The 13854-nt window shown below is 34.1% G+C and carries 16 protein-coding genes; all 16 read right to left on the bottom strand.

Features of this window, described 5'->3' with window-relative positions; genetic code table 11:
- Positions 1 to 6 precede the first annotated feature (6 nt).
- The 16 genes from EL247_RS02445 to EL247_RS02370 all read right to left on the bottom strand — a co-directional run bounded on the left by EL247_RS02445 (position 7) and on the right by EL247_RS02370 (position 13675).
- Positions 7 to 234, bottom strand: coding sequence for a hypothetical protein (locus tag EL247_RS02445; RefSeq protein ID WP_104745946.1), 228 nt, complete (start codon positions 232 to 234; stop codon positions 7 to 9).
- Positions 231 to 509: a hypothetical protein gene (locus tag EL247_RS02440; protein ID WP_126441944.1), complete on the bottom strand. Its 279-nt coding sequence runs from the start codon at positions 507 to 509 to the stop codon at positions 231 to 233. Before EL247_RS02440 ends, EL247_RS02445 begins: the two co-directional genes overlap by 4 nt.
- Before the next feature lie 306 nt (positions 510 to 815).
- On the bottom strand, positions 816 to 1676 hold the full coding sequence (locus tag EL247_RS02435; protein ID WP_126441943.1) for a thiamine-phosphate kinase: 861 nt from the start codon (positions 1674 to 1676) through the stop codon (positions 816 to 818).
- 32 nt (positions 1677 to 1708) lie between these two features.
- A complete protein-coding gene (gene nadC, locus EL247_RS02430; protein WP_126441942.1) occupies positions 1709 to 2533 on the bottom strand; it encodes a carboxylating nicotinate-nucleotide diphosphorylase in 825 nt (274 codons plus the stop codon).
- Between the two features lie 11 nt (positions 2534 to 2544).
- Positions 2545 to 3540: a quinolinate synthase NadA gene (nadA, locus tag EL247_RS02425; protein WP_126441941.1), complete on the bottom strand. Its 996-nt coding sequence runs from the start codon at positions 3538 to 3540 to the stop codon at positions 2545 to 2547.
- A 3-nt stretch (positions 3541 to 3543) separates the two neighbouring features.
- Positions 3544 to 4326 carry a phosphatidylserine decarboxylase gene (locus EL247_RS02420; RefSeq protein ID WP_115057039.1) on the bottom strand — a complete coding sequence of 261 codons (783 nt, stop codon included), beginning with the start codon at positions 4324 to 4326 and terminating at the stop codon, positions 3544 to 3546.
- Complete coding sequence (locus EL247_RS02415) at positions 4308 to 5042, bottom strand: arginyltransferase (RefSeq protein ID WP_005022457.1); 735 nt, start codon at positions 5040 to 5042, stop codon at positions 4308 to 4310. The genes EL247_RS02420 and EL247_RS02415 overlap by 19 nt, the downstream gene beginning before the upstream one ends.
- A complete protein-coding gene (locus EL247_RS02410; RefSeq protein ID WP_060663110.1) occupies positions 5042 to 6301 on the bottom strand; it encodes a murein transglycosylase domain-containing protein in 1260 nt (419 codons plus the stop codon). Before EL247_RS02410 ends, EL247_RS02415 begins: the two co-directional genes overlap by 1 nt.
- Positions 6298 to 6849, bottom strand: coding sequence for a DJ-1 family glyoxalase III (locus EL247_RS02405; RefSeq protein WP_126441940.1), 552 nt, complete (start codon positions 6847 to 6849; stop codon positions 6298 to 6300). The genes EL247_RS02410 and EL247_RS02405 overlap by 4 nt, the downstream gene beginning before the upstream one ends.
- An 8-nt stretch (positions 6850 to 6857) precedes the next feature.
- A complete protein-coding gene (gene efp / locus EL247_RS02400) occupies positions 6858 to 7421 on the bottom strand; it encodes an elongation factor P (RefSeq protein WP_005022452.1) in 564 nt (187 codons plus the stop codon).
- An 11-nt stretch (positions 7422 to 7432) separates the two neighbouring features.
- The gene (locus EL247_RS02395) at positions 7433 to 8356 is read right to left on the bottom strand and encodes a class II fructose-bisphosphate aldolase (RefSeq protein WP_005022451.1); all 924 of its coding nucleotides are present in this window, start codon (positions 8354 to 8356) and stop codon (positions 7433 to 7435) included.
- A 9-nt stretch (positions 8357 to 8365) separates the two neighbouring features.
- Complete coding sequence (locus tag EL247_RS02390; protein WP_005022448.1) at positions 8366 to 9184, bottom strand: peptidylprolyl isomerase; 819 nt, start codon at positions 9182 to 9184, stop codon at positions 8366 to 8368.
- A gap of 163 nt (positions 9185 to 9347) precedes the next feature.
- On the bottom strand, positions 9348 to 11189 hold the full coding sequence (locus tag EL247_RS02385; RefSeq protein ID WP_126441939.1) for an ammonia-forming cytochrome c nitrite reductase subunit c552: 1842 nt from the start codon (positions 11187 to 11189) through the stop codon (positions 9348 to 9350).
- A 20-nt stretch (positions 11190 to 11209) separates the two neighbouring features.
- Positions 11210 to 11683, bottom strand: a complete 474-nt coding sequence (gene nrfH / locus EL247_RS02380; protein WP_005022445.1) for a cytochrome c nitrite reductase small subunit — start codon at positions 11681 to 11683, stop codon at positions 11210 to 11212.
- Positions 11684 to 11846: 163 nt separating this feature from the next.
- Positions 11847 to 12479, bottom strand: coding sequence for a trimeric intracellular cation channel family protein (locus EL247_RS02375; RefSeq protein ID WP_005022444.1), 633 nt, complete (start codon positions 12477 to 12479; stop codon positions 11847 to 11849).
- Entirely contained in the window at positions 12479 to 13675 is a 1197-nt protein-coding gene (locus EL247_RS02370; RefSeq protein ID WP_054198300.1) for an HD domain-containing protein, read from the bottom strand. Before EL247_RS02370 ends, EL247_RS02375 begins: the two co-directional genes overlap by 1 nt.
- Positions 13676 to 13854 lie beyond the last annotated feature (179 nt).

Raw genomic sequence — 13854 nt, 5'->3', positions numbered from 1 at the left:
GGTCCTTTATTGCTTTATCATGGCGATTAAAACTCCCATAAAATACGATCTTGTTCCATTTAATATTGCATCAGTCTTCATTTGCAATTCGTGTTTTTTAAGAGTTTCATCATTTATTTCTATATGATTGTTTCCAGCAATAGCCGATAAACTAGTCCCATTTGAATCTTTTTTAGCTTCTAAAGCCAAATTTGTCGCAAAAGACAAACTTAATCCATTATTCAAAGTTATCATTCCCAAGCTCCTTGCCTAGTATTTCTAAAATCAATCATAATAATATTTAAAATATTCACATCATAATAAATATCAAAATCTTCCAAACTAACTACCGATGAACTTCCACTAGCTAAAAGATTATAATCTTCTATGGCGAAAGTTTTCAATCCTTTTGGAGCCATTTTAGATTCTTTAGCCTTCTCTCCACTTAGAGTTTCCCCTACTTTCACCTCTCCAAAAAGCGAAGTTACCAAGACTAGAGACAATACTAAACCAACAAAAGTTTTAAACATTTTTATTGCCTAAAATAATAAAATTTATAAATTCTATATCGGATTTTTTAAAAAACTTTATAAATTTTAAAATAAATTTTACTTTTTATTGAAATTTAGAATCCAAAAAACCAACAACCCAATTATTTATTCCTCAAAAACTCCAAATTGCAATCCCAAAAAAAACCCAACCACAAACTCAAATCAAAAATTCAAGAATCCAAAATCAATTGATAAATTTTACAAACCACCACTTTTCAACGCTTTTTTAGAGGATTTTTGATTTTATACTTTGGTTTTTTTGATTCTATGGATATTTAAACCCATTTAACAATGCCAATTTTTCTTTAATGATTGATATTTGCCCCTCTTTGTCCTAGCAAAAATCACAAGATGATGGCGAAATTTCTTTGCAAGATTCTGTGCTTTTTTGAGATTTTTAGCACTCAAAGCATAAAGCATTTGGTATTCTTCAGGTGAATAAAACCACTCACCCTTAGGCTTCAAAAGCTCAAAATCTACCTTATTTATCTGCCCAAGCCTCCCTAATTCTACAAAGATTCCATCTGAAATATCCATTCCAGCTTTTGCAACATCATTGAATGCAAAAATCATCTTAGGATACACAAGCGGACACTCAAATCGGCTATTTTTGGAGATTTGATTGAATCTCAACGCATATTTTAAAGCCCTCAAGTTTTTCCCAAAAGCTTGTTTTGGTGCTAGATTCAAGGGACTTCTTGGACTAAGATAGGCTAGAAAATCGCCTTTTTGAATCTTTTTTCTAAAAAGTGTTTTTTTTTGTTTTTCCCCCAAAATCGTTAGTGCAATCTGTAATTTCTCCCCTACAATAGTATCTCCCCCAACAATTTTTACCCCAAACTTCTCTGCTACTCTGCTAAATACCCTTGCTAACTCTCGAGCTTCTTTAAAATCTTTTGGAATACAAAGAGTGAGTAACGCATATTTTGGAATCGCATTCATCGCATAAATATCCGAGAGATTCACCAAAAAAGATTTTTGGATAAGAGATTCCAAACTTCCCCATTCTCTCTTAAAATGCACCCCTTCAAAAAAGGCATCATTTGCCACCACAAAATCACCAAGCAAAACCCCATCATCACCTATTCCAAAGGTAGATTTGCTTTGAGCTAATGTTTTGATAAAAGCCTTTTCTCTATCTTGCATACTCCAAGCCTATACTCCCTATCCAAAAACCTCTAATCAATCTTCATACTCATATCCAACCAAGTTGCTTGATGGATAATAGCTCCACTTGAGATAGCATCTACACCACTTTTGGCATATTCTTGAATATTTGCTAGAGTAATGTTCCCACTTGCTTCTAACAATACATTAGGTGCGATTTCATCACGCATTTTTACTACTTCTGTGATTGTAGGTATATCCATATTATCGCACATTAAAATATCAATTTTAGATTCCAAGGCTTCTTTTGCCTGCAAAAGATTCTCGCATTCTACTTCAATTTTGGTTGTAAAAGGAATCTTTTTTCTAATCTCTTGAATAAATTTCTTCAAAGATAAAATTCTTGAAAGATGAGTGTCTTTTAACATCAAACAATCATCTAAACCAAGGCGATGATTCACCGCCCCTCCATTACAAGTCGAATACTTTTCAAACTCTCTAAGCAAAGGACGAGTTTTACGCGTATCCAAAAGCACACAAGGGCTATCTTGCATTGCATCAATATACTTTCTTGTAAGCGTTGCAATACCACTTGAATGCTGCAAAAGATTCAAAATCACACGCTCTGCACTTAGAATCTCGCTCATTTTGCCACTAAAAGTAGCCAATTTTGAACCCTTTTTAAATTCCATTCCATCTTTGATGACAAAATTCACTTCAATTCCTAGCAACTTACACAGCCTCTCTACATAAATCCTGCCTGATAAAATCCCGCTTTCTTTTGCCAAAATATAGCTTTCAACTTGAATATTATTCTCTATCTTAGAATACAAATCACCCCTGCCAATATCCTCTTTTAAAACCGCCTTTAAAAAATCATCTAACAAAATCTCCATTTAAATCTCCTTTATGAAAGCTCTAACATTTTATCTAAAGCCTTTTTGGCTTTTATAGCCACTTCTTGGCTTAATAGAATCTCATTATAGGGTTTTCCACTCTCTAATGCCTCCAAAACGCTTAAAACATCTTGCAAAGTTGTTTCATTCATTGTAGGACATTCGGGCTTTGTTGAAGATAATACAAAAGTATTTTGGATTCCATTGTGTGGCTTTCTTAGGCGATTAACCAAATTAAATTCTGTGCCAACAACCACTTTTTGACTAGGTTTGAGACTTTGAACATACTGAATAATTTGACTTGTAGAGCCAACAAAATCTGCCTTTTTCACCACTTCTGGAGTGCATTCTGGATGCACTGCTACCAAAATCCCCTCATATTTCTCACGATAAAAATCAATATCTTCTGGAGTAAAAAGCTGATGAACTGAACAAAATCCATCATAACAAATCACATCTGCTTCCAAAACCACTTCCTTAGAATCCACGCCCAAAACTGCACTTTTCAAACCATTTTGCATAGCAAGATTCTGCCCCAAACACCTATCAGGCAAGAAAAAAATCTTTTTCTTTTGTTTTAGGGCATAATCCATAATTTTAGCAGCATTCGCACTCGTGCAAACCACACCTCCCAATTCTGCCACTTTAGCCTTAACCTCTGCATTTGAGTTGATATAAGTGACAGGAAAAATCTCATTAATTCCATATTCTTTTAATTTCTCAATTGACTTATCAAAATAGGTATCATCAATCATTCTTGCCATAGAGCAACAAGCAATTTTTGGCATAAATACGCGTTTAGAAGGCGAGAGTATCTTCACACTCTGTCCCATAAACCCAACACCACAAAAAAGCACATTTTGATGAGGACTGCAAGAGGCTTTTTTAGCCAGCTCCAAACTATCACCACTCAAATCAGCAATCTCCACAACCTCATCGCGTTGGTAATAATGTGCCACCAATAAAACATCGTGTTTTTTTAACAATTCTTTGATTCTTGCTTGCATTGTTTATCCTTTGTATTTCGCGATTTGTTGCCCAAAAAGCACTTTTTCTTTTATCTTTAGGTTATACTCCCAATTTTTAGAAAACATCACTATTGTAGAACCCATTTGAAAACAGCCTAATTCATCACCCTTTTTGACAAATATCGGCTTTTCATAACAAAAACTTTCACTTTCTTTTAAATTAGCGATTTTAGATTCTAAATTAATTTGGATTTTCCCCACATTTAATGCCCCAACAGCCACATAATACAAGTCATTACCAAACTCATCTTCACATTCTAAAACCACCCTTTTATTTTTGATGAATAGATTCTCATTTTTATAAAGCGACCTTTCATTGACCGGCAAAAGCAATCCTTGTATAAACGCAATTTTTTTCACCCACAAATCAACTGGTGCATGGAATCTATGGTAATCACTAGGAGAGAGATAAAAATTAACATAAAAGAAATTCTCATCTATTTTGTGATGAATAAAATCATCGATTTTATAGCTTTTTCCTTTAATCTGCATTGCAAGATTTTCCTTGCACACTCCACTTTCCATAACCACAGAATCACAAGGTGCGATCATTGCCACTTCACTTTTATCAAAGCTTCTCATTTTTACCAGTGAGCGCGTAAAAAGTGCATTTAATGTAGGATAACTCTGCAAAGTATCAAACTCTTCCATATTAATATTGAAGATTCTAATATAAAATTTGTTGATTAAAATTTGTATTTTAGGATAAAAAGCAAAATGTGAAATTTTTTCAAAGAGTTGTGAAATTAAGTTTGTGTAATGCAAGATTCCTCCTTTTTCCAAATAGCCTCTTCATTTAAATTCGGTCGATTAATAAGAATCTCAAAGGGTTTAAATTTCTCTTTATAGCCCATAGAATAATGGTTTTTTATCCAATATCCGGGATAAAAGTATTTAATATTATACTCTTTTGCAATTGCGATTTGCTTAAGGATAGAATAGCTACCAATAGAATATTTGGCAAAATTATGATCATAATAACAATAAACCGCAGAAATTGCATTATCCAATATATCCACCAATGCAACACCCACTAAATGCCCTTCAAAATAATAACAAAATTCATAGCCAAAATCCTCATACCCCCTAACAAAAGTATCATAATAAGATTCCAAAGAAATGCCTTGATATTGCCAACCTTTTTTGGAATTCATCACACAATGGTATTTATCATACAATTCCAAATGCTCTTTGCTTACTCTTGGCTTTGAAATTTCCAAAGTCAAAGGATTTTTTAGGATTCTTTGTTGAGATTTTGAAAAACTAAATGCCTCGCAATCTTGCCTGATTGAAATGCAAGATTCACAACCTTCACACATAGGGACAAAAAAATAATTCCCAAACCTTCTCCAACCTCTTTGAAGCAGCAAATCATAAAACTCTTTGCTACATTCTTTGATATAAAGATAACGATATTTGGCTTCTATCCCTTCCAAATAACCACAAGATTTTGGGGCTTGAGCAATCTCAAAAACTTCCATTATCTCACACTAAGCAAAATCCCAGAATCCTGTGTATTTGTAGCAGTCTGTTGAAATTCTTTCTTGGCATTTGTAACTTTAAGTAAGTAGTTGCGTGCTTCTTCATATTTCAAAGAAGTTCGAAGTTTCCGATACACTTCAGAGGAGGTCATAGAATTAATGACTTCTATTGCTTTTTTTCTATCGCTGTGAAAAACTGAAAGCACATTTCCACTACCTGTATTATACGCTGCAATCACACAATATTCATGAGAGAGGGAGTTATTAATCCCCTTTAGATAACGAGTGAAGAGAATATTTAAATAAGTTGAACCGTATTGAATATTAATTTTTGGCGTAAAAAGCATCTCTTTTGTAGGGACTCCATCTTTATCATTGAGTGCCTTATAAACATCTCTCCCCGCACTTGCAGGCACGACTTGCATAAGACCATATGCGGGAATATGACTTACTGCATAGGGGTTAAAACTACTCTCTGTTTTGATAATAGCAAAAATTAAAGCCTGCTCTAATTGATATTCTTTTGCATAAAGTGCAACATATTCGCCATATTTATGCTCGCTTTGTATTTCTCTATCTGCAACCATATTAAATTGCACATAATACACTTTTTTGGTTTTTCCATCTTCTGTGATATCTTTAGTTTTCAAAGCATTGTCAATCAAATAAGTTGCATAGCGATTCGCCCTCCAAGGATACAATACCACTACACCTTCATTGTCTTTTACTAAATTTGCCAAATAAGGCTTGCCGCTATAAGTAATCTCTTTATCTGAATACAAATCCACTTTTTCTGGATCTTCTGGAGTTAGCAGAGTTGCAACAATTGCTTTGTGTAGTGCCTTTTTGGGATCCTTTGTATCCAAAGTCGCAACAGAAATTATTCCTTTTGAAAAATCAACTTCTGCTTTAGAAAGATAAGAATCTGTATATTTTACATACACTTCTTGAGAGGCTGTTACAGCATTATCTTTACCCCAATTTTTTGCAGCTTTTTGGACCAATTGTGTTACAACCTGCTCAAAATGGGTTTTAAGATTTTTAATAATATTTTCTATGGAGATGGTTTTTGTGATAGGTTCTTGTGTGTCCAAAACCTCACTTACAGTGGTTTCCAAAGCATTATGGATAACTTCCTTAACAACTTGTTCTTTGGTAATGTTTTGAGGATTGTAAATTAGATTTCTATACCCCGCCAAACAACCTGCTAATAATAATCCAATAATAGCAAATAAAATACCTACTTTAAAAAACTTCAAATAAACAACATCCCTTCTTTGACTTCCTTTTCTTTTTGAGACGAAACAAGGGTTTTTACTAGATAATATGCAAACTCTAAAGCCGTCGCTGGTCCTTTTGAAGTAATAATATTTTCATCGTGAATAACATTTTTAGAATCTTGATAATTAGGATTATCTATCATTTTTTCAATGCTAGGATAGCAAGTAAAATTTCTATTTTTCAAAACGCCCATTTTAAAAAGCGCATAAGGTGCAGCACAGATTGCCGCGATTATTTTTCTTTGAGAATCCATTTCCAAAACAAGCTCTCTAAGCTCTTTGCACTCAATAAGATTCTCCGTTCCTTCCCAACCACCCGGAAAAACAACAGCATCTATTTTGATTGCTTCGACTTTGGAAACATCAACATCTGCAATAATCTTCACTCCGCCTTGAGATAAAACCTCTAAATTGTCCTTTAAACTAGCTATGATTACTTGACAACCTGCCCTTCTTAGTACATCAATAATAGAAATTGCCTCTAACTCTTCAAACCCTTTTCCAAGCGGAACTAGAATCTTTGCCATAAAATACCTTATTTTACTTTATCCAAATATTCACCTGTTTCTGTATTGACGCGAATAATATCACCTTCTAATACATGGTAAGGAACTTGCACAACTGCACCTGTCTCCAATGTTGCTGATTTTTTGCCCGCACTAGCAGTATCGCCTTTGAAATTTGGTGGAGTTTCTACAACCTTTAATTCCACCACTTGTGGCACATCAACAGAAATCGCCTTGCCATTGTGGAATAAAATGCTAACTAGCATAGAATCAATCATCCATTTTGCCACATCGCCCACTTGATCTTCGCTCAACCCAATTTGTTCATAAGTCTCATTATCCATAAATTGAAAAAATTCCCCATCATGATAAAGAAATTGCATTGACTTTTCTTGCAAATTTGGCTCTTCGCATTTATCGCCCGCATGAAAGGTTTTTTCCAAAACTCTCCCATCTAAAAACGATTTTATTTTAACCCTTACAAATGCAGCTCCCTTACCCGGCTTTACATGCTGATACTCTGTGATTCTGTATGGAATCCCCTCTAACTCAATCTTTAAACCCTTTTTTAAATCACTCATTGAATAAGCCATTTTTTTCCTTTTTAAATTTTATTTGAACTTCCTAAAATATCCATTCTTTCTGCAATTACTTTTATCATAAAATCTTTTGCTGGTGCAAAAAACTTCCGCAAATCAAATTGAGTTTTATCCTCATTTGCTACACGCCTTACTTCTGACATAAACGCAATTCTCAAATCAGTATCTGTATTGATTTTATTAATTCCGCCTTTAATTGCTTCTTGCAAAAACTCAAAAGGAACTCCTTTGCTTCCTTTTAAATCCCCTCCACTTTCCAAAAATGCCTCTCTCACATTTTGAGGAATCGCACTTGCACCATGCAACACAAGCGGAATCTTTGTGCGTTTTTTGACTTCTATTAATCGTTCAAAATCAAGCTTTGGCTCTCCTTTAAACTTAAAAGCACCATGACTTGTTCCAATTGCTGGAGCCAAAAAATCTACTCCAGATTCCTTAACAAACTCTTCTGCTTCTTGTGGATTTACCAAACAAGCATCTTTTTCATCTACAGAAATATTATCTTCAATCCCCATTAATCTTCCAAGTTCAGCCTCAACGCTTACCCCTGCAATATGAGCTACTTCAACCACCCTTTTTGTTTCTGCTAAATTTTCTTCAAAAGGATGATGACTAGCATCAATCATAACCGAAGTAAAACCTGCTCTAATAGCCTTAATACAAGATTCAAAACTCGTCCCATGATCCAAATGCAAAGCCACAGGAATATGCGGATATCTTTGTGCTAGGATTCTCACCATCCCAACAGCCATATCAATCCCCATATACTTGATAGCACCTTCACTTGCTTGCACAATGATTGGAGAATTTTTGAGATTTGCCGCTTCAAAAATGGCACTTAGCATTTCATAATTGACAAAATTAAAAGCCCCAACTCCATAATTTTCTTTATTTGCCTTATCTAAAATCGCATTTCCACAAACTAGCATTACTACCCTTTATTTAGCAGTAATTTCTACTTTTGCTTTCTTACGCAACTCTTGACCTTCTTTTTTTACATTTTCTTGGAATTTCATCAAACGCAAATTTTGTTCAATTTGCCCTTTTACATCTTTGAGTGCTAAAGTTGTAGTAGGTTTTTTATCCTCTACATAAATAACATGATAACCAAATTGAGTTTTAACCGGAGTTTGCGTATATTGTCCTTTATTAAGCTTAAATGCTGCATCAGCAAATTCTGGGACAACTTGTCCTCTAGCAATCCAACCAACATCACCGCCATTTTGAGCACTTCCATCTTTTGATTTTGATTTTGCAAGTTCTTCAAATTTGGCAAGTGAATTTTTACCTGCTCTTTTAACATCTGAAATAATATTTTTTGCTTCTGTTTCACTATTTACCAAAATATGTCGCACCTTCGCAACTTCTGGTTGAACAAATTTTGTTTTATTGTCATTATAAAATTTTTCAATTTCAGAATCACTTACTCTAACTTTTTCCATTTCTTGACGCATCCAAACTTCTAAAGCCAAATCATCTTTTACACTTTCAAGTGCATTTTTGAAATCTTTTGTTTTCTCCACTCCATCTTTTTTAGCTTGCTCGATAAGCAATTTTCTCTCAATAGCTTGATTGATTACTTGACTTTTAGCATCTTGTGGTAATTGTGCAAAAGAAACTCCGGGCATTGCTCTCATAAGTGCTGCGATATCTTTTTCGGTAATTTCATCTCCATTTACCTTTGCAAAAGTCTCTGCAAAACTTACTCCTTGGAATAAAGCAAACGCCAATGCTGAACTTAAAATCATTTTTTTCATTTTTAAACCTTGTTAAGAAATTTTTTAGAATTTTACCTTGAAATTTTTAAATATTCCATTAACCACTTCAAGTTTTAGATAAAAACAATTAAAAATATAAACTTTATTTTTAAAATGCAGAAAAACATAAGAATACTAGAAATTCTAGTATTCTTTGTTTGAATTAGTAAGAAGAAGTTTTAGAATCAATAACCTTGTAATTGTAAGGCTTATTGTTTTTATCCATTTCTAAAAGTTCTTTTGGAGCTGGACCATTAATTTCTTCGTGCTTATAATATCTCTCACCTGCTTTGTGTCCGTTCAAATCCACTTTGTAGCGAATCTCTCCGGGATTTAGCTTTTGGATATCCTCAAAGCCCAAATTAGAAGTTTTGAAGCCCTTAATCCCATTTGCATTTGCAATTTCTACTAGCTTTGTTTGTCCCATTCTAGCCATTTCAACAGCTTGAAGCAACATTCTGCTTGCCTCTCTTGGATTGTGGAATCCTGTAGAATTTTCTGCACCTACAAAGTCACCTCTCATTTGTCCTTTTCTATGCAATTCCAAAGGCTCTTTTAAAACCGCTGAAATTTTGGCATTATCTGGCTTACCATCACTTTGATATTCAGGTAATTGTCCTAATTTTTCTCTCAATACCTTAATATCTTCAATCAAGCTCACAGTAGCATATTCTGCGCTTCTTAAATCAAAAGCAACTGATTTTTGAATATCCAAAACTTGTTGTTTTAAATACTCTTCGCTTTGTGTATGGCAAGTTTTACAAGCTGCGTTAATATCTTGTAATGGCGAAGTAATATTGTGTTGAGTCATTTTTTTAGCCCCTTTTCTAATATAAGGCATATGACAATCTGCACAACTCACGCCATTAGCTGCATGCACACCACCGCTATAAAGTTCTGATTCTGGGTGCTGAATCTTTAGCATAGGTGCTTTTGTAAATTTATGCTCCCAATCTTTATCAAATACATTTCTTACTTTTTCATAATGTGCATCAAACATTTCAATTCTAAATGGCTCATTTTTCTTCCATTCACTCCATGGGAATACAAGCTCTAACCCATCAACTTCAATTTCTGTTGGCTTATTTCCATCTCTCCAAACATCAATTTCATCATAAGTTTTTTGTGTGCCATTCCACCATTTTTTACTTGGATCATTAGCAATAGATTCTCCCATTACTTTGACTTTTGTCCCTGTTGGTTTGAAATAATATTCTACATGGCATTGAGAGCAAACCAAAGTTCTCATTTCTTCTCTTGTAGCTTTTACTCCAGTAACAGAATCTGGCTCATAACCTCTACTTACCAAAGCATTAATTGCAGCCCGTCTTGTTAAACGCAATTGCATATCATTTGGATTGTGGCAATCTGCACAAGTTACACCCATTCTTGTTCCACCATGGGGACCGCTATGATCAGCCACACCTTCTACTTCAGGCACATTTTTAATCATTGTCCAATATTTTGTAGAGTTAAAAGAAATCCATTTTTCTTCTGGAGTATCTCCAATCCCTACATTTTTAAGCAACCAAGGACTCCAACCACTATGACAATTCATACAAGCTGTTGGCTGTCCGCCAAATGCACCAAATCCGTGAGCATTCAAAAAGTCTTTGTTGTTTCTTGCAGTATCCATTTGATCTACTTGAATCCAAAAATGTCCTCTTTCTTCATTAGCATCAATGCTAAAAGGATATCCAGCCCAAAGCACTGTAAGCTGTGGATAACGAATTAATTTTGAATAAGCTAAATTTCCTCCAAACTCTGTTACAATTGGTTGCTCTCTCTCAACTGTGAGATACATATCCAAATAATCTGGAAAATTTTGCCCCCAATGATCAAATGTCGGATTATCATCACTCATTTCTACAAAGCCTTTTGAGCTAATTCCACCTGTTCCTTCTGATTGCTTTTTGGTGATATCTGAATTTAACCATAACAATCCCGCAACAACAATCACAGCAATTACCACTAAAATAGGCATTACAAGCGATTTTTTTTGCATTTTAACCTCCTAAAAATAAATTAAAAACCTCTTTTATGTCCCACACCAGTATGGCATGATACACAACTAAGTGAGCCATTTCCATGTGGATTTGTCGTCGGATTTACAACATTGCTTACCATTTCACTATGACAACGCACACAATTATCTTGAATCATATTTTTAGATTTTTGTGTTGCAGTTAAATTTGTCGGTAAGACATCTAGCTTAAAGGTAAAAGCATAAGCATGTCCTATCCCACTTTCTGCTTTTGCAACCCACTTCTCCACAAAACTATGTGGCAAATGGCAATCATTACAAGTTGCGCGTGGCTTACCTGCAATTTTCTGTGAATGCGAACCTCTTGACCAATCATTATAAACATCATTCATAATGTGGCAATTATTACAGGCTTCGCTATCATTGCTAAAATAAGACATTCCTTTTGCATTATAAAAAGTATAAAGTCCAATCACAACGATTAAAACACACAAAATCCCAAGCAATCCTGCCATCAATGAGAGCGGTTTTTTAGGCTCATTACCTTCCAATTTGCGCTCCTTAAAAGATTTTTTGAATCTAAAACACTCCTCTTTGGCTTTAAATCCAATAGTAAAATTCTAATTGTTTTTTTTGAAATTTTCCTTGACTTAAGTCAAAAAGTAAATCAATGGTAAATCAATTATTTTTAGGAGTGTATTTAAAAGTTGGCAATCCCAAATGATAACGAATAGCAATAATTCTAGCAATAAACCCCACAAGCAGGGCAAAAATCACTATAAAATTCTCATCTAATTTAAAATAGTTTTGTGCAATAAACTCCAATGCAACATACAAACTTCCAACCAACAAAGCAATGCTTGCATAAAGTTCTTTTTGAAACACCAAAGGGATTCTTGCACAAAAAATATCTCTCAAAATTCCTCCAAAAACTCCCGTAATTACAGCTCCAGCGACTGCCATTGCTCCACTTGGGTGAAAGTCCATACCAATCCTTGCACCAATCACACTAAAAACCGCTAAGCCAAGTGCATCTAAAATCAAAAATGCCTTTTCAAACCTTTCTACAAAATAAGGTATCCTTGTCGTAATCAAAGCAGCTATGCAAACCATTGCCAAATATTCTGGGTGTGCTACCCAAGTCAAAGGATAATGTCCAAATAAAATATCCCGTATTGAACCTCCTCCAATTGCTGTAACACAAGCGATAAAAATCACTCCAAACCAATCCATATTATGCCTACCAGCAGCCAATGCTCCTGTCATTCCCTCTGCAATAATCCCAATAATATATAAAATTGTTAAAAGCATTATTTAAAATCCCTAAACAAATAACCCAAATCTATTCCATTAAGATTTTTTGCATTATACAAATATTCTAAATTCCTTGCACCTTCCTCTAATTCCTTGCTAGAAATCCCATGACTTATGGAGATTCTTGCTTCCAAAAATGCACTTAAATGGTCACAATATTTCAAAAATTCTCCAAAAATAGCACAATTAGAATCTTGATTGTATTTTTGCAAAATATCCTCTCCTTTGGGAAGATAAATCACTTCATTTGCCTTTTTGTAACGATTCACAAATTCATTTTGTGTAAAATAAATAATATCTTGCTTAATTGCCTCTGGAACTTTTGACAAAATTTTTTCTTTTACCGCTTCTTCTTCAATTTGCTTAATAAACTCATCTAACCCCTCTACACTCCGCTTAATAGGGGAGATAATATCACGCGTAAGAATCTCTGGTAAATCATGGAATAATCCACACAAAAAATGATTGATTTGCACTTGCCTACAAAATCCCAAATCATAACCCAACAAATAACTACACAACGCCACAATCAAAGTATGCCCCAAAACAGAAGTCGCAGGGATTCTAGGTGTTTGACTCCAGCGTTTTTGGAATCTCAATTGCCCAAACATCGCAACAAGCTCTCGTATATCCTCGTATAACACGATTTGCTTAATCCCTGCTAGATGATAATGTTCTTCTACTTGCCTATCAATAATATTTTTAATATTTTGAACATCATACATTTTAGGATTAAAATGATAAATAATGTCAAATTCCCATTTTGAAGCATAATAATGCGATGCTTTAAGAATCTCTTTTTCAAGATTCTCAATATTGCCATATAAATATTCCCTCATTTCAGCAAAAAAACTAAACTTCCCCAAATCCTCTTCTAACTCTTTACAAACAAAATCTACAAGCTCTTTATTATGCTTATTAGCAAGCTTATGAAATACAGGTGGCTTAATATCTGTCAAAATAATTCTCTCAAAAAACTCATAACAAAACTGCAATATCAGCCTCTCCCAATCCACTTTTCTACTATTTTCTATTTCTTCAAAATGTGCCAAAAGATAAGCAATAACAATTTTATGAGCCTGTTTATCTAGCTCATAAAACTCTACTGGAGTGGCTTGATCATTCCACCTACGAATATTTGCAGCTACAAAGATTCTACGCAACAATGCAATATTTAAAGTCGGCTTTCTCATTTTACCCCCTCTTGAAATAATCTCTATTTTGGTAAATTAAAAATATCAAATACAATAAAGTTACAATGCTAACAATAATCTTTTCATAAAATTCCAAAAGAAACTCCAAAAAACCAAATAATTGTATTATTATAATATTTAAAAGATTTTAATGCAAAAGAATGAAGAAGTTTTGTAGT

It is taken from the genome of Helicobacter pullorum, from assembly GCF_900638355.1.
GTDB lineage: Bacteria > Campylobacterota > Campylobacteria > Campylobacterales > Helicobacteraceae > Helicobacter_D > Helicobacter_D pullorum.
The sequence above is the reverse complement of the archived record's forward strand: the minus strand, read 5'-3'. Positions and strand labels throughout refer to the sequence as shown.

Coding starts and splice junctions, on each gene's coding strand:
- EL247_RS02445 (WP_104745946.1), bottom strand. CDS start 234: ATGATAACTTTGAATAATGGATTAAGTTTGTCTTTTGCGACAAATTTG.
- EL247_RS02440 (WP_126441944.1), bottom strand. CDS start 509: ATGTTTAAAACTTTTGTTGGTTTAGTATTGTCTCTAGTCTTGGTAACT.
- EL247_RS02435 (WP_126441943.1), bottom strand. CDS start 1,676: ATGCAAGATAGAGAAAAGGCTTTTATCAAAACATTAGCTCAAAGCAAA.
- nadC (WP_126441942.1), bottom strand. CDS start 2,533: ATGGAGATTTTGTTAGATGATTTTTTAAAGGCGGTTTTAAAAGAGGAT.
- nadA (WP_126441941.1), bottom strand. CDS start 3,540: ATGCAAGCAAGAATCAAAGAATTGTTAAAAAAACACGATGTTTTATTG.
- EL247_RS02415 (WP_005022457.1), bottom strand. CDS start 5,042: ATGGAAGTTTTTGAGATTGCTCAAGCCCCAAAATCTTGTGGTTATTTG.
- EL247_RS02405 (WP_126441940.1), bottom strand. CDS start 6,849: ATGGCAAAGATTCTAGTTCCGCTTGGAAAAGGGTTTGAAGAGTTAGAG.
- efp (WP_005022452.1), bottom strand. CDS start 7,421: ATGGCTTATTCAATGAGTGATTTAAAAAAGGGTTTAAAGATTGAGTTA.
- EL247_RS02395 (WP_005022451.1), bottom strand. CDS start 8,356: ATGCTAGTTTGTGGAAATGCGATTTTAGATAAGGCAAATAAAGAAAAT.
- EL247_RS02390 (WP_005022448.1), bottom strand. CDS start 9,184: ATGAAAAAAATGATTTTAAGTTCAGCATTGGCGTTTGCTTTATTCCAA.
- EL247_RS02385 (WP_126441939.1), bottom strand. CDS start 11,189: ATGCAAAAAAAATCGCTTGTAATGCCTATTTTAGTGGTAATTGCTGTG.
- nrfH (WP_005022445.1), bottom strand. CDS start 11,683: ATGGCAGGATTGCTTGGGATTTTGTGTGTTTTAATCGTTGTGATTGGA.
- EL247_RS02375 (WP_005022444.1), bottom strand. CDS start 12,479: ATGCTTTTAACAATTTTATATATTATTGGGATTATTGCAGAGGGAATG.
- EL247_RS02370 (WP_054198300.1), bottom strand. CDS start 13,675: ATGAGAAAGCCGACTTTAAATATTGCATTGTTGCGTAGAATCTTTGTA.